This window comes from Kitasatospora herbaricolor (assembly GCF_030813695.1).
Taxonomy (GTDB): Bacteria; Actinomycetota; Actinomycetes; order Streptomycetales; family Streptomycetaceae; genus Kitasatospora; species Kitasatospora herbaricolor.
In genome coordinates, this window is the sequence record NZ_JAUSVA010000002.1 from 5,528,045 (window position 1) to 5,548,214 (window position 20,170).

The 20,170-nt window shown below is 72.9% G+C and carries 16 protein-coding genes; 8 read left to right on the plus strand and 8 right to left on the minus strand.

Annotated elements, in window-relative coordinates; all coding sequences use genetic code 11:
- Nucleotides 1-479 precede the first annotated feature (479 nt).
- Entirely contained in the window at nt 480-1,622 is a 1,143-nt protein-coding gene (locus tag J2S46_RS24565) for a helix-turn-helix domain-containing protein (protein ID WP_370882232.1), read from the plus strand.
- Nucleotides 1,623-1,838: 216 nt separating this feature from the next.
- Here the strand turns inward: J2S46_RS24565 and J2S46_RS24570 are convergent, their stop codons facing one another.
- The 3 genes from J2S46_RS24570 to J2S46_RS24580 are packed head-to-tail and all read right to left on the minus strand — an operon-like array spanning nt 1,839 to nt 5,139.
- Nucleotides 1,839-2,942 carry a 3-dehydroquinate synthase II family protein gene (locus J2S46_RS24570; RefSeq protein WP_191291191.1) on the minus strand — a complete coding sequence of 368 codons (1,104 nt, stop codon included), beginning with the start codon at nt 2,940-2,942 and terminating at the stop codon, nt 1,839-1,841.
- 46 nt (nt 2,943-2,988) lie between these two features.
- A complete protein-coding gene (locus tag J2S46_RS24575) occupies nt 2,989-3,801 on the minus strand; it encodes a 2-amino-3,7-dideoxy-D-threo-hept-6-ulosonate synthase (RefSeq protein WP_191291192.1) in 813 nt (270 codons plus the stop codon).
- A gap of 57 nt (nt 3,802-3,858) precedes the next feature.
- A complete protein-coding gene (locus J2S46_RS24580; protein ID WP_191291193.1) occupies nt 3,859-5,139 on the minus strand; it encodes an aspartate kinase in 1,281 nt (426 codons plus the stop codon).
- Nucleotides 5,140-5,513: 374 nt separating this feature from the next.
- Between J2S46_RS24580 and J2S46_RS24585 the strand changes: the two genes are divergently transcribed.
- On the plus strand, nt 5,514-7,565 hold the full coding sequence (locus J2S46_RS24585) for a thioredoxin domain-containing protein (RefSeq protein ID WP_191291194.1): 2,052 nt from the start codon (nt 5,514-5,516) through the stop codon (nt 7,563-7,565).
- A gap of 242 nt (nt 7,566-7,807) precedes the next feature.
- On the opposite strand, the gene J2S46_RS24590 is transcribed toward J2S46_RS24585, so the two are convergent.
- Entirely contained in the window at nt 7,808-8,755 is a 948-nt protein-coding gene (locus tag J2S46_RS24590; RefSeq protein ID WP_191291195.1) for a hypothetical protein, read from the minus strand.
- A 291-nt stretch (nt 8,756-9,046) separates the two neighbouring features.
- On the opposite strand from J2S46_RS24590, the gene J2S46_RS24595 reads away from it, so the two are divergent.
- From J2S46_RS24595 to J2S46_RS24605, 3 genes are all read left to right on the plus strand, one after another.
- Nucleotides 9,047-9,706: a papain-like cysteine protease family protein gene (locus J2S46_RS24595; protein WP_191291196.1), complete on the plus strand. Its 660-nt coding sequence runs from the start codon at nt 9,047-9,049 to the stop codon at nt 9,704-9,706.
- A gap of 8 nt (nt 9,707-9,714) precedes the next feature.
- Entirely contained in the window at nt 9,715-10,581 is an 867-nt protein-coding gene (locus J2S46_RS24600) for a hypothetical protein (protein WP_191291197.1), read from the plus strand.
- Between the two features lie 365 nt (nt 10,582-10,946).
- Entirely contained in the window at nt 10,947-11,342 is a 396-nt protein-coding gene (locus J2S46_RS24605; protein ID WP_191291198.1) for a hypothetical protein, read from the plus strand.
- Here the strand turns inward: J2S46_RS24605 and trhA are convergent.
- On the minus strand, nt 11,235-11,915 hold the full coding sequence (gene trhA, locus J2S46_RS24610; RefSeq protein ID WP_229912887.1) for a PAQR family membrane homeostasis protein TrhA: 681 nt from the start codon (nt 11,913-11,915) through the stop codon (nt 11,235-11,237). The two genes, J2S46_RS24605 and trhA, sit on opposite strands and share 108 nt — an antisense overlap.
- A gap of 278 nt (nt 11,916-12,193) precedes the next feature.
- On the opposite strand from trhA, the gene J2S46_RS24615 reads away from it, so the two are divergent.
- A complete protein-coding gene (locus J2S46_RS24615; RefSeq protein WP_191291200.1) occupies nt 12,194-14,035 on the plus strand; it encodes a phosphoenolpyruvate carboxykinase (GTP) in 1,842 nt (613 codons plus the stop codon).
- A gap of 211 nt (nt 14,036-14,246) precedes the next feature.
- Here the strand turns inward: J2S46_RS24615 and J2S46_RS24620 are convergent, their stop codons facing one another.
- Together J2S46_RS24620 and J2S46_RS24625 are read right to left on the minus strand one after the other, a co-directional pair.
- Nucleotides 14,247-15,461 carry a pyridoxal phosphate-dependent aminotransferase gene (locus J2S46_RS24620; protein WP_190210643.1) on the minus strand — a complete coding sequence of 405 codons (1,215 nt, stop codon included), beginning with the start codon at nt 15,459-15,461 and terminating at the stop codon, nt 14,247-14,249.
- A 179-nt stretch (nt 15,462-15,640) separates the two neighbouring features.
- Entirely contained in the window at nt 15,641-16,324 is a 684-nt protein-coding gene (locus tag J2S46_RS24625; protein ID WP_191291201.1) for a hypothetical protein, read from the minus strand.
- 127 nt (nt 16,325-16,451) lie between these two features.
- Between J2S46_RS24625 and J2S46_RS24630 the strand changes: the two genes are divergently transcribed.
- Nucleotides 16,452-17,177, plus strand: coding sequence for a prepilin peptidase (locus J2S46_RS24630; protein ID WP_229912888.1), 726 nt, complete (start codon nt 16,452-16,454; stop codon nt 17,175-17,177).
- Between the two features lie 153 nt (nt 17,178-17,330).
- Here the strand turns inward: J2S46_RS24630 and J2S46_RS24635 are convergent, their stop codons facing one another.
- Nucleotides 17,331-18,944 carry a chitinase gene (locus J2S46_RS24635; protein ID WP_191291202.1) on the minus strand — a complete coding sequence of 538 codons (1,614 nt, stop codon included), beginning with the start codon at nt 18,942-18,944 and terminating at the stop codon, nt 17,331-17,333.
- Nucleotides 18,945-19,322: 378 nt separating this feature from the next.
- Here J2S46_RS24635 and J2S46_RS24640 point away from each other — a divergent pair, with 378 nt between their 5' ends.
- On the plus strand, nt 19,323-20,117 hold the full coding sequence (locus J2S46_RS24640; RefSeq protein ID WP_073925253.1) for an isoprenyl transferase: 795 nt from the start codon (nt 19,323-19,325) through the stop codon (nt 20,115-20,117).
- Nucleotides 20,118-20,170: the final 53 nt, after the last annotated feature.

A 20,170-nucleotide genomic window follows, 5' to 3' on the forward strand; every position in this document is an offset into this window, starting at 1 on the left:
ATGGTGCGTTTTCGGCCGGGTTGCCGCCCCCGCCCCGTGCCGCTCCCCGCCGGCGCCGGTGCGGTCGCCGCGGGGTCGTGCGGCGGCGTACCGTGCTGGTCCGCCGCGCTGATTGTTGATTGTTGTAGGTTCTGCCGGCCTGGGGCCGGTGAAGTCACGGTGGGCGAACGGTGAGCAGCTGTGCCGTCGTCCTTCACGAAATCTCTCGACCATGCCCACAGTTTGCCATGACGTGTCCATGCCCATGCTCGGATATTCGGGCATGGTGGAGCCGCCGTTCCCCCGGCGGCGACCGTTACTCTCCCTAAGCCTTGAACAGACGGCCGGGGGAATCAATCCCGCATTTTGGGGGTTGGCCGAAAGGTGCCGCTAGCGGGGCGCGCGGCCGCACGTACGCCCACGACCCCTGCGCCGGACGGGCCGTGGCCCCCCTCACTTGGGGGATGGTGGACCGGTCCCGAAGGCAGGAGGATCGCAGCGTGAGCAAAGTAACCACCTCCCGGCTGATGGCCGGCCGTGACGAGCTGCTCGACAGCGCCTTACGGGCGCCGGACGCGCTCGCCATGTTCGGCGAGGCCTCGCGTCACCTGCGCAAGCTGGTGCCCTACGACGCCGCGGTGTGGCGGGCCACCGACCCGGTCACCGGGCTGATGACCGCGCCGATCCGCGCCGAGAACCTCGACGACGAGGGCTGCGCGGTCTACTGGGGCTGCGAGTTGTTCACCGAGAGCGTGAACCTGTTCAGGGACCTGGCCCGGGCCGAGGTGCCGGTGGCCGGCCTGCGGGAGAGCACCGGCGACCTGCCCGGCCGCAGCGTGCTCTACCACGACTTCATGCGGCCCCGCGGGCTCGACGACGAGCTGCGGGCGGTGCTGCGGATCGGCGGCCGCCCGCGCGGGCACATCAGCCTGTTCCGCTCCAAGGGCCGGGCTTCGTTCGGCCGGGCCGAGGCCCGGCTGGTCGAGAGCCTGGTCAGCCCGCTGGCCCGGCGGCTGCGCTCCTACGACCAGCCGGTCGTGGAATCCCTGCCGGAGCGCCTGCCGGGCGCCGAGCACGGGCCCGGCCTGCTGCTCTTCGACGCCCGGGGCACCTTGATCTCCATCAACGACGACGCCCGCCAGCACCTGGAGGACCTCCCGGCCGGGCCGTCCACGGACGCCGGACTGGGCATCAAGGTCCCGGCCTGGATCAGCAGTACGGCCGCCCAGGCCCGGGCGATCGCGCAGGACCGCGGCCGGGGCACCGCCCGGGTCCGGGCCCGGACCAGGTCCGGGCGCTGGCTGGTCTGCCACGCCTCCTGCCTGCGGGAGGCCGGCGGGGTGCTCGGCGCCTCGGCGGTCGTCATCGAACCGGCCAAGGCCTCCGAGATCGTGCCGCTGATCGTGGACGCCTACGAACTCTCCGAGCGGGAGCTGGAGATCACCCAGTTCATAGCCCGCGGCCTGGCCACCGGGGAGATCGCCAAGCAGCTCTTCCTGTCCCCGCACACCGTGCGCGACCACGTGAAGGCGGTGTTCGAGAAGGTCGGCGTCTCCAGCCGGGGCGAACTCGTCGGCCGGCTCTTCACCGAGCACTACGCGCCGGTGGCCGAGCAGAGGATCGTCCGGGTCACCGACGGCTGACGCGCCGCCGCCCGCAGCGCCGGGCGCCGCATTGCCTCGCACCGCAGTACCTGGGCCCGCAGCACCGAGCCCCGCCGGAGGACTCCTCCGGCGGGGCTTCCTGCTGTCCGGGGCCGTGTGCCCGGCGGGGTGCGGCGGCCGTCGGTCCGGGGCCGGAAACGGCGCCGCCGTGCCGCCGGTGGATTCCGGCGGCACGGCGGCGGGTCGGTCCGGGGCCTACTTCTCCAGGCAGAACTCGTTGATCGGGTAGCCGACGTGACGGTCCTCGGTGGGCAGGTAGCCCAGCACGATGTCGCCCGGCTTCAGCTCGGTGCTGTTGAGGACGACACCGCCGGGGCCGAGCACCCGCACGTGCCAGTCGTCCTGCAGGATCAGGTTGACGGCCTGCCCGTTGGCCGCCACCGCGTCGATGGAGATCAGCGGACGGGACTCGATCTTGACCCGGCCCACGGTGATGATCCGGGTCTGGCCCTTCACGTCCACCGCGGTGATCTTGCTGCCGGTCCGGAGCTCGCTCAGGTAGTTGGTGCGCTCGCCCTTGGACAGGGTGTACGAGTGGATCGCGCCGGCGTTCACCCGGAACGGGCGGGTCGGCATGTACGGCAGCGGGTGGGTCTCGCTGACGCAGAGGATCATGCCCTTGGAGTGCGAGCCGACCAGGATGCCCTCGTCCTCGCGGAAGTGCGAGCAGGTGTCGACGCAGGCCCGCTCGCCCATGCCGATGTGGCTGGTGGCGGTGATCGTCAGCTCGGTCAGCTCCAGGTTGGGGGACTCGAACTCGGCCGAGTTCCGCAGCGCGGCCGCGTCACCCACCTTGGCCGGGGCCATCATCACGCCGTCGGAGCCGAGCTCCAGGACACCGAAGATGATCTCGGCCTCCTCGACGTCCTGGGCGATGGTGATCAGGCTGCCGGTGGACTTGGCGGCGGCCGCGATCACGATCTCCAGCGGGATCTTGGTGGGGTCGCGGAAGAGGAGCAGGCTCCACTTCTCGGTGCGGGCGGACTGGCAGGCGTCCTCCAGGGTGTCGGCGTCGATGATCTCGACGAAGCGGCCGAACTCCACCTCGGGGTGACGCAGCGCCAGCTCGGCCGGCTCACCGTGCTGGGCGGGGTCGACGATCACGATGTCGGCGCTGCCGAAGCTCTCGGGCAGCGGCTTGCCCTGCGGGAAGAGCACCTTCTGCACGGTCGGCGGCAGCTGCTCGAACTCGGCGGGGTCGTCGGCGACGATGCCGTCCAGACGGTAGTGCAGCGCCTCCTGGAGGATCGCGGCCTTGGCTTCGTCGGTCTTGCGGATGTCGAGCCAGCTGAGCTTCACAGGGTTCTCCTCATTGGGTGCTGAGCGACGTGGAACGGGAAAGTGGTCAGTTGCCGCCGGGCCGGGGGCCCGCGGTGGTGGGCGGGAAGTCGCCGTGGATCAGCTCGGCGAGCTTGTAGGCGACGGCGCCGGGGTCGGCCGCCTGGAAGACGTTGCGGCCCATCGCCACGCCGGCCGCGCCGCCGCGCAGCGCGTCCTCGACGTAGGTGAGGACGGCGCCCTCGTCGTCGTTGCGCGGGCCGCCGACGACGATCACCGGGACGGAGGCGGTGCCGGTGATCTCGGCCATCGCCTCGACCGAGCCGACGTACGGGGCCTTCACCAGGTCGGCGCCGAGGTCGGCGGCGAGCGTCACGGCGTGGGCGACCAGCGCCGGGTCGGCCGGGTTGTCGATCTTGGGGCCGCGCGGGTACATCATGGCCAGCAGCGGGACGTTCCAGCGGTCGCAGGCGTCCGCCACCTTGGCCATGTCCGAGACCTGCTGGCGCTCCTCGTGGGAGCCGAGGTTGACGTGCACGCTGACCGCGTCGGCGCCGAGACGCAGGGCCTCCTCGACGCTCGCGACCAGGTACTTGTCGTTGGGGTCGGGGGCGTGCACGGTGCTCGCGCTGAGGTGGACGATCAGCGAGGTGCTGGTGAACCACTCGGCGTCGATGTGGCGCAGGCTGCCCTTGTGCAGGACCACCGCGTCCACGCCGTTGCGGGCGAGCCGGCCGACCAGCTTGTCGACCCGGTTGCCGCCGGTGACCGGCCCGTCGGTGATCGAGTGGTCCAGCGGGACCACGAACAGCCGGTCCGGGTGGTGGCGGTGAAGGCGCTTCAGCCGCACCTGGCGGGCGAACGACGTGTTGAGGGCCATCGGCACTCTCCTTGGTGAGGGGAAGGCGCGTCCCCCCGTTGTACGGGGGCGGGCGCGTCAGAACTGGTTGGCCGGTCGCAGGTCCCTGGCCTCCGCGTCGAGCCCGAACTCGCTGTGCAGCACGCCGACCCCGCGGACCACGTCGCTGTCGGGGACGGTGGCGGAGATCCGGAGCTGGGAGGTGACCACCGCGCTCGCGGGGATGTCGGCGCTGGTCAGCGCGGACAGCATGCGGGCCGCGTACTGGGGGCGGCTGAGCAGCCCGGTGCCGACCACGGAGAGCATCCCGACCTCTTCGTTGACCTCGACCCAGCCGCCCCAGCGGACCGCCATCTCGCGCAGTGACTTCCGCAGGTCCGGCACGTCGGAGCGGCGGACGGTCATCCCGACCGAGAACCCGCCCTCGTCGCCCTCGGAGAGCGCGGCCATGCCGACCGGAATGGACTTGTGCGCCAGGAATCGGAAAACCTCGGCGACGGAATGGGCGTCGATCCTTTCGACGCGCATCGCCACACGGGCAACATCCGTATCATGTACGACTGCCTGGACAGCAGTGCTCGTCTCCAGCATTTCTTCTCCAATTCCCCCGCGGATAACCGTTCCGGGTCCTTCCAGCGATGAGTGCATGACGTGGATGTCCACGCCGTACAGCGCGGCCAGTTCCACCGCGCGGGAGTGCATGACCTTCGCGCCGGCGAGTGACATCTCGGTCATCACGCCCATGTCGACGACCGGCATGATCCGCGCGGCGGCGGCGATCCGGGGGTCGGCGGTGTAGACGCCCTCGACGTCCGTGTAGATCTCGCAGCGGCCGGTGCCCAGCTCGGCGGCGATCGCGACGGCCGTGGTGTCGGAGCCGCCCCTTCCCAGCGTGACGATGTCGCCGTCGGCGTCGGCGCCCTGGAAACCGGCCACCACCACGACCTTCCCGGCGCGCAGGTGCCGCAGGGCCAGTTCGGTGTCGATGGCCACGATCACCCCGGCGCCGTGCTCGCCGCCGGCCAGGATCCCGCTCTGGGTACCGGCCAGGGCGACGGCCGGCACGCCCAGGTGCTGCAGGGTCATGGCGAGCAGCGAGGCCGACGCGGCCTCGCCGGTGGCGAGCAGCAGGTCCAGCTCCCGCCAGGACGGGTCCGGGTTGAGGTCGTACGCCGCCCGCAGGAGGGCGTCGGTGGTCTTGCCCCGCGCGGAGGCGACCACCACCACCGCCCGGCCCGAGCGGTGCGCGGCCGCGACGCGGGTGGCGACCGCCCGCACCTGGGCGTCCGTGGCCAGGGAACTGCCGCCGTATTTCTGTACCAGTACTCCGGTCGAAAAATCGCTAATCGGCAGGTCCATTGCCACCCCTCCGAACGTCTCGGATCGTCGCACCGATCCCGGGCGGATCCATTAATTCGATGCTCGGGTGCCGCAGTATTGATTAGCTTTCGTAAAGATATCGGTCCGTTATGGAAAGGTCATCGCGGCGAAACCGGATCATCCGCGTCCACCGCGTACGGACCGCCGTGCCCCGGCGACGGCCGCCCTCCGTACCCGGCCGGGGGCCGGCGGCGGCCTTCCGTGCACGGTGCACGGGGGCGTCCGTCAGCCCGCCGCGCACGGCCCGACCCCGACCCGGCGCCGCCGGTCCGGACGCCCTGCGCCGGCAGCCGGGCGCCCCGCGCCGCCGGGTCCGGCGGCCTCCGGCCACCGGGATGCGCGAGGATGGAGCCATGCCGAACCGTCTCGCTGACGCGACCTCGCCGTACCTGCTCCAGCACGCCGACAACCCGGTGGACTGGTGGCCCTGGGGCCCCGAGGCGTTCGAGGAGGCCCGTCGGCGGGGCGTTCCGGTGCTGCTGAGCGTCGGCTACGCGGCCTGCCACTGGTGCCACGTGATGGCCCACGAGTCCTTCGAGGACGAGAAGGTCGCCGAGTACGCCAACGAGCACTTCGTCGCGGTGAAGGTCGACCGCGAGGAGCGGCCGGACGTCGACGCCGTCTACATGGAGGCCGTCCAGGCGGCGACCGGCCAGGGCGGCTGGCCGATGACCGTCTTCCTGACGCCGGACAAGGACCCGTTCTACTTCGGCACGTACTTCCCGCCCGAGCCCCGGCACGGGATGCCCGGCTTCCGGCAGGTGCTGGAGGGCGTGGACGCCGCCTGGCGTGAGCGCCGCGACGAGGTCGGCGAGGTCGCCGCCCGGATCAGGGCCGACCTGGCCGAGCGGGCCGCCGTCTACACCGTCGGCTCCGGCGTCCACCAGCCGCCCGGCGAGGCCGACCTGCACCAGGCGCTGGTGGGGCTCAGCCGCGGCTTCGACGCCGCGCGCGGCGGCTTCGGCGGGGCGCCCAAGTTCCCGCCGTCCATGGCGGTCGAGTTCCTGCTGCGCCACCACGCCCGCACCGGGTCGGGGGTGGCGTTGGAGATGGCCGCCCGGACCTGCGAGGCGATGGCCCGCGGCGGCATCCACGACCAGCTCGGCGGCGGCTTCGCCCGGTACTCGGTGGACGCCGAGTGGGTGGTGCCGCACTTCGAGAAGATGCTGTACGACAACGCGCTGCTGCTGCGGACCTACCTGCACCTGTGGCGCTCCACCGGCGATGCCCTCGCCCGCCGGGTGGCGCTCGGCACCGCCGACTTCCTGCTGCGCGAACTGCGCACCCCCGAGGGCGGGTTCGCCTCCGCACTGGACGCCGACAGCCTGGATCCGGCCACCGGGAAGTCGGTTGAGGGCGCCTACTACGCGTGGACCCCGGAGCAACTGGCCGAGGTGCTCGGCGCCGAGGACGGCGCCACCGCCGCGGAGCTCTTCGCGGTCACCCCGGAGGGGACCTTCGAGCACGGCACCTCGGTGCTCCAACTGCCCGCCGACCCGGCCGACCCGGCCGCGTACGAGCGGATCCGGGCCGGGCTGCTCGCCGCCCGGTCGCGGCGGCCCGCACCGGCCCGGGACGACAAGGTGGTGGCCGCCTGGAACGGCCTGGCGATCGCCGCCCTGGCCGAGGCCGGCGCCCTGCTGGAGCGGCCGGACCTGGTGACGGCCGCCGAGGCCGCCGCCGACCTGCTGATCGAGGTCCACCTGCGGCCCGACGGCCGGCTGCTGCGCACCTCCCGCGACGGCCGCGGCAACGAGCGCAACGCCGGTGTCCTGGAGGACTACGCGGACACCGCCGAGGGCTTCCTCGCCCTGTTCGCCGTCACCGGCGACAGCGCCTGGCTGGACCTGGCGGGTCTGCTGCTGGACACCGTGCTGGCGCACTTCGCCGACCCGGCCTCGGGCGCCCTGTACGACACGGCGGACGACGCCGAGGAGCTGATCCGCCGCCCGCAGGACCCGACCGACAACGCCACCCCGTCCGGCTGGACGGCCGCGGCCAACGCGCTGCTGACCTACGCCGCCTACACCGGCTCCGAGACCCACCGCACGGCGGCCGGGCGGGCGCTCGCCATCGTCGGCGCGCTCGCCTCGCGGGCCCCGCGCTTCATCGGCTGGGGCCTGGCCGCCGCCGAGGCCTGGACGGACGGGCCGCGCGAGGTCGCCGTGGTCGGCCCGGCGGGCGACCCGGCCACTGCCCTGCTGCACCGCACGGCGCTGCTGGCGACCGCCCCCGGCGCGGTGGTCGCCCTCGGCGAGCCCGGGCCGACCGACGTGCCGCTGCTGGCCGACCGCCCACTGGTCGGCGGCGCGCCCGCCGGGTACGTCTGCCGGCACTTCACCTGCGACGCGCCGACGGCGGACGCGGCCGTGCTGGCCGAGCGGCTGGGGGTCAGGGCCGGGTGAGGCGGGCCTCCTGCGGGCGCGGACCGCTGCGGGGAGGACGGGCCACGCCCTGGACGCCGAGCACCTCCCCGGACGACTTCCGCATGCAGGGGGCGGCTTCCCCGCGTACCCGGCGGGGAGCACCGTGCTGCGGCCGGCCGCCGACGGGCCGGCCGCCGACGGGCCGACGGGCCGGCGGGCCGGCGGCCCATGGCGAGGAGCCGCCGCGCTTCGGCCGATGGCGGGCGGGGGTCCGCCGCCCGTCAGTCCCAGTCCCAGCGCACGCCCAGCAGGCAGGGGCGCAGACCGGACGCGAACAGGTGCACGCAGCGATGCCCGTCGAGGGTCAACTCCTCTTCCTCGTAAGGCTGTTCGCCGGGGGAGTGGCAGGCGAACCGATGGCAGCGGACGGGCAGGGCGGCCGGGTCGAAGCTGACCTGCAGGACGTACTGCCCCGTCCCGGAGTTGAAGCCCCGGACGTACTCCCGCCCGGGCTCCGCGGCCGGGGCGTCGTCGAAGCCGTAGCCGAGCAGGTGGGTGTCGCCGGCCCGTAGCCGGCGGTCCAGCAGCAGCTCCACCACCAGCAGGTTGGCCGCCTGGTCCCGCCGGATCCGGCCCGGCCGGCAGTTCTCCTCGGCGCGGACCCGCACCCGGGAGATGTCGCAGCCCGGGTCGCCCTGGTAGAGGGCGAGGTAGCGGTCGATGCCGTCCCGGTGCGCCCGGACGGCGTGCAGCGAGTCGCGGCGCCGCAGTTGGCGGTCCGGACCGAGCCGGACCCGCTCGATGTGGGTGATGGTGTGCAGACCGCTGTCGGGCGGGCCGGGGAGGGCGGCGAGCAGGTCGTCGACCGCGGCGGCCGGGGTGATCAGGTCCCGGTACGGGAGCAGCGCGGGGGCGGCCGGGGAGTCGCCGGCCTCGGGCAGGGAGGCGCGGCGGGGGCCGAGCAGCCGGGTCAGCGAGTGCGCCGGGAGCTCCAGCAGCTCCTCCAACGCCCTTACCGCGCGCAGCGATTCGGGTCTCTCCGGGCGTCTTCTGCCTTGCTGCCAGTAGCTGAGGGTGGTCAGTCCGACCTGGATGCCGCGCTGGGCGAGGTGCTCGCGCACCCGGTGCAGCGCGAGGCCCCGGGCGGTGATGGCGGTGCGCAGGGCGAGGTGGAACGGCCCGGTGCGCAGCGCGGTGGCGAGATCGGGGGGTGTGCCGGTCCGCTGCATGTCCACTCCTGGGGGCGGCTGGTCTGCTGGTCGGCTCGCGGGGCGCGGGCAGCGGTGGTGTCCGGCCGGGCGTGAATATTCACACGTGGCGGCCCGGGTTGTCACCGGCCGGGACCTGCCGGGCCGGGGAGGACGCCGGGCCGTTCACACCCTCGCGGTCCCGTTCACACCTGGGCGCCGGGCGCCCGCTCGGCCGTTGACCGCCCGGCGGCGACGGCCCGATGCTTCCCATCAGCGTCCGGACGCTCCCCCCACACCCTCTCCTCTGCGGATGCAAGGAGGCCTTCCCCCATGGCAGTTCATCGGACACGGCTACGCCGTACGGTCGCCGCGCTCGCGCTCGGCGTGCTGGCTCCGGCGCTCACGGCGGCCGCCGCCACCCCGGCCCTGGCCGCGGCACCCGCCGCCGGCCAGGCCCTCACCCAGGTGCGGCCCGCCGCCGCGACGGGTGCCACGGCCGATCTGGCCGGCACCTTCAAGAAGCTCAACATCACCATGCAGCAGCAGCAGAACACCAATTGGTGCTGGGCGGCGAGCGGCAACACCATCGCCACCTGGTTCGGCTACTCCTACAGCCAGAACCAGTTCTGCAACGCCGCCTTCGGTCGCTCGGTCAACTCCACCTGCCCCAACAGCCAGGCCACGCTGGGCGACGTGCAGAACGGCCTCAGCTGGATCGGCATCAACCCCGGCTCCTACGTGACCGGTTACCTGCGCTACAGCACCGTGCAGACCGAGGTGAACGCCAACCGCCCGATCGAGACCCGGATCCAGTGGAGTTCGGGCGGTGGTCACATGCACGTGCTGTACGGCTTCGACACGGCGAGCAACTGGGTCTACTGGGGCGACCCGTGGCCGTCCAACAACCGCTACAACTGGGCCGACTACTCGTACTACGTGAGCAACGGCTCGTTCTCCTGGACCCACTCCCTGTACCGGATCGGCGCGTGAGGGGCGACATGACCGAGATCAGGAAAGCCGCCGTACGCACGATCGCCGCCAGGACCGCCTGGGTCACCGTCCTGCTCGCGCTCGGGATCGCCGTCGCGCCGGGCGCGCAGGCCGCCGGGGCTCCCGCCGCCGGGGCCGGTGCGCCCGTGCCGGTCGCCGCCGCCGAGCTGGCGCGGGCCGGAGCCGAGGCGCAGAGCCCGGCCGTGCTCGACAGGCTCGGGCACTTCTTCGCCCGCAAGGGCGTGCCGCCCACCGGCGGGCTCACCCTGGGCGCGGCCGAGGAGGCGAAGGCGGCGGCCGCGGCCGCGCCGCGGCTGTCCGGCGAGACCGTCGCCGTCTACACCCTCGACCGGGACTTCGTGGCCGGTACGCCGGGCGCACCGGTCGCCAAGGCCGAGTTCGCGGCGACCCGGGCCGTCTCGGCGGACGGCCAGGTCGCCTCGGTCTGGACGGTCCGCGAGGCCGGCGGGTGGCGGGTGGTCAACGTCGCCTCCGGCGGCGACGAGAGCGACTACCCCGCGCTGGCGGCGAGCGGCGGCGGCGGGACGGCGTTCCGGGAGCCGCAGATCAACGCCTGGTACGTGCTGCGCGGGGGCCGGGTGCTGCCGCTGGACGACGAGGCCCGGCGCTCGGTCGGCGCCGGGGGGATCGACCTGGCGGCGTACCAGCGGTTGGTGCACCAGCGGTACGGCGACAAGCTGCCCGGGTCGGCCTACGACCGGGCGGGCGAGGGCGGCGGCTACCGGCCGGACGCCGCCGCCCCGACGACGGGCGGCGGTGGCAGCACCCTGCCGGCCGCCGCGGCGGCCGCGGCCCTGGGCGTCACCGCGCTCACGGGGGCGGGCCTGGCACTGCGGCGCAGGCTGCGCGGGTAGCGCCTGCGGTGCGGTGCGGAGCGGCGGATCCGGTACGTCACCGGTCCGCCGCTTCGCCGTGCCCGGGCCCGCGCGCCGGGGCTGGGATCGGAGCCGTGGCCGGCGTCCGTGGCCGTTCGCGGGCCGACGCACGGCGCGGTTGCTGTGCGTGAACCGTCGCGTTCGGTGACCGGTATGCTAAATCACTGTCACGCACAGGAAATTGACGCAGCGTTGACCCCCCGTTAGCCGTCCCGACCGGCCCTCGGATCACTGTCGGTAGATAGAATGTGGCAATCGGTCAATGGCGACCGGGAGCCACCGGGAGCGGAGAAGGGGTGGGGCGGCAGGAGCCGGCCACGAGCCCGCACGGGAAGGGAAGGCCGATGCCGAAGAAGGGTTCGACGGGGGCGCAGGTGTGGGGGGCGGTCGTCGTGGTGGCGGCCGCGCTGGCCGTCGTGGCGGCGTACCTGATCAACGGGGCGGCGCTGGTGCTCGGCGTGGCCGGCGTCGAGGTGCTGCTGGTGATGGTGCACGTGGCACGGCGTTTCCGGCTCGCGCACCTGCCGCGCGCGGCGGCCCGCCGGGCGGCGGCGCGCCCGCAGGCGGCGCACTGCGAGCGCTGCCGGCGGGCGCAGGAGGCGCTGGACGCCAGGGCCGCGCGCCGCGCCGGGTCAGCCGGCCACCGTGTAGGCCACCAGCGAGACGCCTACGTACTGGCAGATGAAGGCGCCGAGTGTGAAGGCGTGGAAGACCTCGTGGAACCCGAACCAACGCGGTGACGGGTTGGGCCGCTTCAGCCCGTAGACCACGCCGCCGAGGCTGTAGAGGACGCCGCCGACGATCATGAGGGTGATCACCGCGGCGCCGCCGGTGCGGATCATGTCCGGCAGGAAGAACACCGCGGCCCAGCCGAGCGCCAGGTAGCAGGGCGTGTAGAGCCAGCGCGGGGCGCCGACCCAGAAGACCCGGAACGCAATTCCCGCGAGCGCTCCGCCCCAGACCACCCAGAGCAGCGTCTGCCGCCGGCCGCCGTCCAGCAGCAGGATGGTGAACGGGGTGTACGAGCCCGCGATGATCAGGAAGATGTTCGCGTGGTCGAGGCGCCGCAGCACGGCGTCGCCGCGCGGGCCCCAGGTGAAGCGGTGGTAGACCGCGCTGACGCCGAACAGCAGCCAGGCGCTCACCGAGTAGATCGCGCAGGCGATCTTCGCCGAGGGTGATCCGGCGAGGCAGATCAGCACGATGCCGGCGGCCACCGAGGCCGGGAACATCCCGGCGTGCAGCCACCCGCGCCACTTGGGCTTGACCTCAGCGATGAATGCCCCAAGGGCGGTGCTCTGATCCGCAGTCATGCGCGCCATGCTACCTACGGGTCCGTAGGTTACTGAATCGTAGGTAGTGGCGATGGTCACTCTTGGACGTTTTGGAGTAATCGGGGATGGCACCCGACGGTCCGCGGAGGGACGCCACTGCCGGATTACCAACCAGTAATCTGCCAGTTAGGAGTAAAAATCGCGTCAAACTCGCCGAGGTGCCGTGTTCAGCCCCGAATGGCGGAGCTACGCTGCAAGCACCCTCAAACCCCCCGCTACGCCGTCTCGGTGCCGAGACGGCGTGAAACGGAGCGATCGTGTCGTACGAGAACTCTGCTCTCAGCGCATCCGCGCCCACCCGCCACAAGCGTCTGCTGGCCTGGGTGAGCGAGATCGCGGAGCTCACCCAGCCCGACCGCATCGAGTGGTGCGACGGCTCGGAGGAGGAGTACCAGCGCCTCGCCGACCTGCTGGTGGCCCAGGGCACCTTCAAGAAGCTCAACCACGAGAAGCGGCCGAACTCCTACTACGCGGCCTCCGACCCCACGGACGTGGCCCGCGTCGAGGACCGCACCTACATCTGCTCCGAGCAGGAGAAGGACGCCGGCCCGACCAACAACTGGAAGGCGCCCGCCGAGATGCGGGAGCTGTTCCAGGGCACGAACGGCCTGTTCAAGGGCGCGATGAAGGGCCGCACCATGTACGTGGTGCCCTTCTCGATGGGCCCCGTCGGCTCCCCGCTGGCCGCGTACGGCGTCGAGATCACCGACTCCGCCTACGTCGCCGTGTCGATGCGCGTGATGACCCGCATGGGCCAGGCCGTGATCGACCAGCTCGGCGAGGACGGCGACTTCGTCAAGGCCGTGCACACCCTCGGCGCACCGCTCGCCGAGGGCCAGGCGGACGTCCCGTGGCCGTGCAACACCACCAAGTACATCTCGCACTTCCCGGAGACCCGCGAGATCTGGTCCTTCGGCTCCGGCTACGGCGGCAACGCCCTGCTCGGCAAGAAGTGCTACGCCCTGCGCATCGCCTCCACCATGGCGCGCGACGAGGGCTGGCTGGCCGAGCACATGCTCGTCCTCAAGCTCACCCCGCCGGCCGGCCCCTCGGGCGAGGCCGAGCCCAAGTACGTCGCCGCGGCCTTCCCGTCCGCCTGCGGCAAGACCAACCTCGCCATGCTCCAGCCGACCGTCCCGGGCTGGAAGGTCGAGACGATCGGCGACGACATCGCCTGGATGCGCTTCGGCGCCGACGGCCGGCTCTACGCCATCAACCCCGAGGCCGGCTTCTTCGGCGTCGCGCCCGGCACCGGCGTGGACACCAACGCCAACGCCATCGAGACGCTCTGGGGCAACACCGTCTACACCAACGTCGCGCTCACCGACGACGGTGACGTGTGGTGGGAGGGCCTCACCGAGGAGCCGCCGGCGCACCTGACCGACTGGCGCGGCAACGACTGGACGCCGGAGTCCGGCACCCCGGCCGCCCACCCGAACGCCCGCTTCGCCGTCCCGGCCGCGCAGTGCCCGACGATCGCCCCGGAGTGGGAGGACCCGGCCGGCGTGCCGATCTCGGCCATCCTGTTCGGCGGCCGCCGCGCCACCGCCGTCCCGCTGGTCACCGAGTCCTTCGACTGGCAGCACGGCGTCTTCCTGGGCGCGAACATCGCCTCGGAGAAGACCGCCGCCGCCGAGGGCACCGTCGGCGAGCTGCGCCGCGACCCGTTCGCGATGCTGCCGTTCTGCGGCTACAACATGGGCGACTACTTCGGCCACTGGCTGAAGCTGGGCGCGCAGGCCGACGCCTCGAAGCTGCCGAAGATCTACTACGTGAACTGGTTCCGCAAGAACAGTGCGGGCAAGTTCGTGTGGCCGGGCTACGGCGAGAACAGCCGGGTCCTGAAGTGGATCGTCGAGCGGCTGGACGGCACCGGCGAGGGCGTCGAGACCCCGATCGGCGTGCTGCCGACCCAGGAGGCCTTCGACCTGTCCGGCCTGGAGCTCTCGCAGGACGACCGCGAGCTGCTCTTCACCGTGGACGCCGACATCTGGCGCCAGGAGGCCGCGCTCGTCCCGGCCCACCTGGAGCTGTTCGGCGAGCACACCCCCACCGAGCTGTGGGACGAGTACCGGGCCCTGGTCAAGCGCCTGGGCTGACCGCTCGCGGCCGGCCGGCGGAGCACGCCGGCCGGCCCTCACGGCCGGAGCCCCGGCCGGACGAACCCCCGCCTCGACCGGGTGGGGGGTTCGTCCGGATCGGGTCTCCGGCCGTGGGCGTGTCCGGGCCCGGTCCGCCGGCGTGCGCGGGGCCCCGCGCACGATCCCCCGCACGGTCACGATCCCCCGCACGGTAGGGGGCGACAGCCGGTCAGGGCTGGGTGTACCCGCTCAGGAAGTCGCCGATCCGGGTCACCGCGTCGGTGATCTCCTCCGCGCGCGGCAGGGTGACCAGCCGGAAGTGGTCCGGCTCGGGCCAGTTGAAGCCGGTGCCCTGGACCAGCAGGATCCGCTGCGAGCGCAGCAGGTCCAGCACCATCTGCGCGTCGTCCTTGATCTTGTAGACGTTCGGGTCGAGCCGCGGGAACGCGTACAGCGCGCCCTTCGGCTTGACGCAGCTGACGCCCGGGATCTCGTTCAGCAGCTTGTACGCCGCGTCGCGCGACTCCAGCAGCCGGCCGCCGGGCAGGATCAGGTCCTTGATCGACTGCCGGCCGCCGAGCGCCGCGGCCACCGCGTGCTGGGCCGGCATGTTGGCGCAGAGCCGCATCGAGGCCAGCACGGTGAGGCCCTCGACGTAGCTGGCCGCCCGCTGCCGGTCACCGGAGAGCACCATCCAGCCGGAGCGGAAGCCCGCCACCCGGTAGGCCTTGGAGAGTCCGTTGAAGGTGACGCAGAAGAGGTCCGGCGCCAGGGTGGCCAGCGGGATGTGCTCGGCGTCGTCGTAGAGGATCTTGTCGTAGATCTCGTCCGCGTAGACCACCAGCTGGTGGCGGCGGGCGATCTCGACGATGCCTTCCAGGATCTCGCGCGGGTACACGGCACCGGTCGGGTTGTTCGGGTTGATCACCACGATCGCCCGGGTGCGGTCGGTGACCTTGGACTCGATGTCCACCAGGTCCGGGTACCACTCCGCCTGCTCGTCGCAGCGGTAGTGCACGGCGGTTCCGCCGGCCAGGCTGACCGAGGCCGTCCACAGCGGGTAGTCCGGCGCGGGGACGAGCACCTCGTCGCCGTCGTCCAGCAGGGCGGTCATCGCGAGCTGGATCAGCTCCGAGACGCCGTTGCCGAGGAAGACGTCCTCGACGGTCAGCCCGTGCAGGCCGCGCTCCTCGTAGTGCATGACCACGGCGCGGCGGGCCGAGAGCAGGCCCTTGGAGTCCCCGTAGCCGTGCGCGGTGGAGAGGTTGCGCAGGATGTCCTGGAGGATCTCGGGGGGCGCGTCGAAGCCGAACAGCGCGGGGTTGCCCGTGTTCAGCTTGAGGATGCGATGGCCCTGGTCCTCCAGTCGCATCGCCTCGTCGAGCACCGGGCCGCGGATGTCGTAGCAGACATTGGCGAGCTTGCTGGACTGGATGACCTGCATGCCTGCTTACTTTACGGGTCCGGGGGCCGCGTACGGGCGTGTCGTCTGCCACGTGGACGCGCCGCCCGGCCGGCGGCGTCCCGGGGGGCCGGCCGGCCCTCCGGCGGAGGAGGCCGGCCGCCGCGATCCCGGCGCCCTGCCCGGGCAGCGGTCGGGGCGTCAGGCCCCGGTACCCGGACTCAGCCGAGCTTCCAGACCAGCGGCTTGGTGTCCATGATGGCGCCGTAGACGAGGAACTTCGGCGCGGCGTTGTTCGGGAGGAGGTAGATCCCGCAGGACTTCTGGGTCTTTCCGTCGGGCAGCGGCGCGGGCTTCTCGCCGGCCGCGCAGGCCGCGATCGACCTGGTGGTGCCGGCCTGGAAGATCGCGTCGCCGTTCTCCGCGGTCTTCACCGTGACGCGCTGCATGAAGTAGTCGTCGGCCACCGTGGCGCCGGAGCGGTTGGTGTACGACACGGTGATGTAGTACGGCGTCCGGCCGTTGGTGTCGCCCGGGGCGAGCTTCAGCGGGGCCAGGTCGGCGAGGTTGCCCTTGACCACCGTGACCGGTGTCAGCTCGGCCTTGTTCCTGCCGGTGTAGGTGCCGGTGGCGGTCGGGCCGAGCGGGTCGGCATAGCCGCCGGCGCCGCCGGAGGCGCCCGCCCCCGCGCTCGGGCCGCCGCCGGCGCCGCCGCCCGCCCCGGCGGTGCTGCCCGCGGTCGGTGTCCCGGCCGGGGCGTCGCCGCCCGCCGTGGCGGTGGGCGCCGCGCCGGCCGCGCCCGGGTCGACCGGGTCGTTGCCGTTCTCCGGGCCGCAGCCGGTCAGCAGCAGGGCCAGGGCGGCGGCCGGAACGGCCGCGCGCAGGACGGTGTGCAAGCTCTTCAAGACATCCCCCGATATGTGGTGTCGCGTGGAAAGCACCAGACTCTAACGGAGCGGGCGCGGTGCCCGGACGGACAGGCCCGGGTGCACGGGCCGGGGGACTTGACGGTCCGGTGGCGAGGAACTGGGGGTGGCCGTGATCGGTCCGGTGCTGGGTGCGGTGGCCGGGTTGGCGGCGGCTCCGCTGCTGCGCGCGGTGGTGGTGCGCCACGCCGTGCCGACGGCGGAGGAGCCCTTGCGGACGGCCTGCCCGGCCTGCGGGCGGCCGGTGGCGGCGCTGGCGCCGACCGGCCGGTGCCGCGGGTGCGGCGGGCGGCTCGGCCCGGGCGCGGGCCAGGTCGAGCTGGCCGCGGCGGGTGCCGCGGCCCTGGTGCTGGCGGCGGCCGCGCCGGCGGAGGGCCTGCTGCTGCTCTGGGCGGTGCTCTGCGGGGTGCCGCTCGGCTTCGTGGACGGCGCGGTGCGTCGGCTGCCGGACCGCGTGACCGGCTGCCTCGGGGCGGGCGTCGCCCTGCTGCTGGTGCCGGCGGCGTTCGCGGACGGGCACCCCGGGGTGCTGCTGCGCTGCCTGCTGGTGGCGCTGGTGGCCGGCGCGCTGTTCGAGCTGCCGGCCTGGTTCGGCCAGATCGGCCTCGGTGACGCGAAGCTGGCGCTCGGCCTGGGGGCGCTGCTCGGCTTCTACGGGTGGGGCCCCGCCTTCGTGGCGCTCTTCCTGGCCTCGGCGCTGGGCGCGCTCTGGGGCACCGGCCGGGCGGGCGTGGAGCTGGTCCGGCGCCGGCCGGTGCGCGGGCTGGAGATTCCGTACGGCCCGTTCATGCTGCTGGGCACGCTCGGCGCCGTCCTGCTGGCCCAGCGCTGACCCCGGCCCCGGCCCCGGCCCCCGGGGGCCGGGCGCCGTCGCGCCGGGTGCGCCGGCCCGGACGCGGTCGGGGCCCGCCGCACCTGGTAGGTGCGACGGGCCCCGCCGTGGGCGCGCGGACTCCACCCTCAAGGAGCGGCGCGCCGGGGAGAGTTACGGCATGTTGTGGACGTAGCTGCCCACGTTGTTGGAGAAGTCGTTGTTGTTGGCCGCGTCCCAGTTGGTGGACCAGGTCATGACGCCGCGGATGGTCGGCCACTTGGCCGGCGGGACGAAGCTGCCGCAGTGGTTGCCGGTGGCCAGGCAGTCCAGCGCGTTGTTGACCACGGTGGAGGAGACGTAGCCGCTGCCCGCGCCCTTGGTGGACGCCGGGACGCCGATGCCGACCTGGTCGGGCCGCAGGCCGCCCTGGATGTGGGTGCAGATCTGGGCGGTGATGAAGTCGATGCTGCCCTGGTTGTAGACCTTGCCGTCGCAGCCGTTCATGCCACCCGAGTTGTAGAACTGGGTGTTGACGACGGTCAGGATGTCCTTGACGTTCAGCGCCAGCTGGAAGTAGTTGCCGGCGGTGCTGTACATCCCGATGGTCTCGGGGGCCATGGTCAGGATGAAGCCGGAGCCGACCTTGCCCGCCAGGGTGTGCAGCGACTGCGCCATGTAGGTGGCGTCGACGCCGTTCTCGAGGTCGATGTCGACCCCGTCGAAGCCGTACTGCTGGATCAGCGCGTACGCGTTGTTGGCGAAGGTGGTCGCGGCGGCGGCGTTGGCGACGCTGATCGCGCCGTTCTGCCCGCCGACCGAGAGGACGACCTTCTTGCCGGCCGCGCGCTTGGCCGCGATGTCGGCCTTGAAGTCGGCGTCGGTGTAGCCGCCGAGCGCGGTGGAGAGCTTCGGGTCCAGGGTGAAGCTGATCCCGCCGGGCGTGGCGGTGGCGTCGGCGAAGGACACCGCGATGATGTCGTACGCGCTCTGCACGTCGCGCAGGCGCTGGACGGTGGCGCCGTTGTCGAAGTTCTGCCAGTAGCCGGTCACCGCGTGCTTGGGCAGCCCGGTGGCGGGCTGGGTGGGCGTGGCCGTCGCGGTGGGCGTGGCGGTCGCGGTCGGCGAGGCGGTGGCCGTGGGGGAGGCCGTGGAGGTCGGCGACTTGGTGGCCGTCGGGGAGCTGGTGGCCGTGGGCGAGCTGGTCGCGGTCGGCGAGGCGGTCGGGGTGACCGTCGGGGTCGGCGAGGCGGTGCCGGCCGGGCCGGTCAGGGTGATGTCGTCGGCGCCGTAGGCGGCCTGGCCGTACCAGCCGTGCACGTAGAGCGTGACGGTGTTGGTGCTGGCGCCGGTGGTGAAGGTGGTGCTGAGCTGGTTCCAGGTGCTCTGGTTCGACCAGGTGCTCGGGTCGGTGCCGCCGGTGCCGCTGGCACCGAGGTAGACGTACGGGCCCTGGACCCAACCGCTCAGCGTGTAGCTGGTGTTGGGGAGCACGGAGACGGTCTGGCGGCACTCGGCGGTGTCGCCGGCGCCCGGGGTCGCCTTGAGCGCGCCGGTGCCGGAGTGGACCGGGGTGCTGACCGCGCTCGTGGCGCCGACACAGCTCCAGCCGGTGAGGCCGCTCTCGAAGCCGCCGTTGGCCGCCACGTTGCCGACGGCGGCGCTGGCGCCGCCCGCGAACAGGGCCAGGCCGGTGCCGGCCAGCGCGAGGGCCGTGGTGCCGGCCGCGAGGGCGGGCAGGGTGCTTCGCCGGCGCTTGTGCGCGGGCTGGTTCAGCGTACGGGCCATGCTGTCGACGCTCCTGGGGGAGGAGGGAGCGGCCGCCGCGGTGGGGGGCGCGGCGGCCGCGTTGTGGGGGAGGGGAGGTCCGCGAAAAGCTGTGGGGGTGGGGCGGCGTGGGGAGTGCGCTCGCCCTTGGACACACAAGCTGGACTAGACCAATGGGGGTCGTCAAGCACCCGGAACCGACTTACGGGTCCCTTAAGGAAGCGGAGACCATTCCGTATCCGACCGGGTTCGCCCGCCGACCCGCCGCCGTACACCCGGCGCTACCGGACCGTAACCGGACCGGGACCTGCGGCTTTACCGAGTGGCACCGCGCGGGAGTAGGCTGCGCGCGGGGGTTGTACGCACCCCAAGGGAATGAGCACGGAGGGGCCGGAAGCCATGGGTCTGCGCGATGTCGTCGAACGCACGCCGGGTCTGCGCACCCTGCTGGACGGTATGTACGGCCTGTACGGCCGCCGGGTCGAGGTGCACCTCGCCCGCACGCCCCACCACATCGGCGTGATCCTCGACGGGAACCGGCGCTGGGCCAAGGCCACCGGCGGCACCACCGCGTACGGCCACCAGCGCGGCGCCGACAAGATCAGCGAGTTCCTGGGCTGGTGCGACGAGACCCACGTCAAGGTCGTCACCCTGTGGATGCTCTCCACCGACAACCTCTCCCGGCCGGCCGAGGAGCTCGTCCCGCTGCTCGGGATCATCGAGGACGCCGTCACCGGCCTCGCCGACGCCCGCCGCTGGAAGGTCAACCCGGTGGGCGCCCTCGACCTGCTCCCCCAGCACACCGCCGACGTGCTCAAGCGCGCCGCCCAGGACACCGCCCACATCGACGGGATCACCGTCAACGTGGCGGTCGGCTACGGCGGCCGGCACGAGATCGCCGACGCCGTCCGCTCGCTGCTCCAGGAGCACGCCGGCCGCGGCACCTCGATCGAGGAGCTGGCCGAGGTGCTGGACGTCGAGCACATCGCCGAGCACCTCTACACCAAGGGCCAGCCCGACCCCGACCTGGTGATCCGCACCTCCGGCGAGCAGCGCCTGTCCGGCTTCCTGCTCTGGCAGAGCGCCCACAGCGAGTTCTACTTCTGCGAGGCGTACTGGCCGGCCTTCCGCAAGGTCGACTTCCTGCGGGCGCTGCGCGACTTCCAGCAGCGCAACCGGCGCCTCGGACTCTGACCGGGGATCCGCCCGGGCGCCTTGCCGCCGCCCGTCCCTGGACCGACCCGTCC

Coding starts and splice junctions, on each gene's coding strand:
- J2S46_RS24575 (WP_191291192.1), bottom strand. CDS start 3,801: ATGGCCCTCAACACGTCGTTCGCCCGCCAGGTGCGGCTGAAGCGCCTT.
- J2S46_RS24580 (WP_191291193.1), bottom strand. CDS start 5,139: ATGGACCTGCCGATTAGCGATTTTTCGACCGGAGTACTGGTACAGAAA.
- J2S46_RS24585 (WP_191291194.1), top strand. CDS start 5,514: ATGCCGAACCGTCTCGCTGACGCGACCTCGCCGTACCTGCTCCAGCAC.
- J2S46_RS24590 (WP_191291195.1), bottom strand. CDS start 8,755: ATGCAGCGGACCGGCACACCCCCCGATCTCGCCACCGCGCTGCGCACC.
- J2S46_RS24595 (WP_191291196.1), top strand. CDS start 9,047: ATGGCAGTTCATCGGACACGGCTACGCCGTACGGTCGCCGCGCTCGCG.
- J2S46_RS24600 (WP_191291197.1), top strand. CDS start 9,715: ATGACCGAGATCAGGAAAGCCGCCGTACGCACGATCGCCGCCAGGACC.
- J2S46_RS24605 (WP_191291198.1), top strand. CDS start 10,947: ATGCCGAAGAAGGGTTCGACGGGGGCGCAGGTGTGGGGGGCGGTCGTC.
- trhA (WP_229912887.1), bottom strand. CDS start 11,915: ATGACTGCGGATCAGAGCACCGCCCTTGGGGCATTCATCGCTGAGGTC.
- J2S46_RS24620 (WP_190210643.1), bottom strand. CDS start 15,461: ATGCAGGTCATCCAGTCCAGCAAGCTCGCCAATGTCTGCTACGACATC.
- J2S46_RS24635 (WP_191291202.1), bottom strand. CDS start 18,944: ATGGCCCGTACGCTGAACCAGCCCGCGCACAAGCGCCGGCGAAGCACC.
- J2S46_RS24640 (WP_073925253.1), top strand. CDS start 19,323: ATGGGTCTGCGCGATGTCGTCGAACGCACGCCGGGTCTGCGCACCCTG.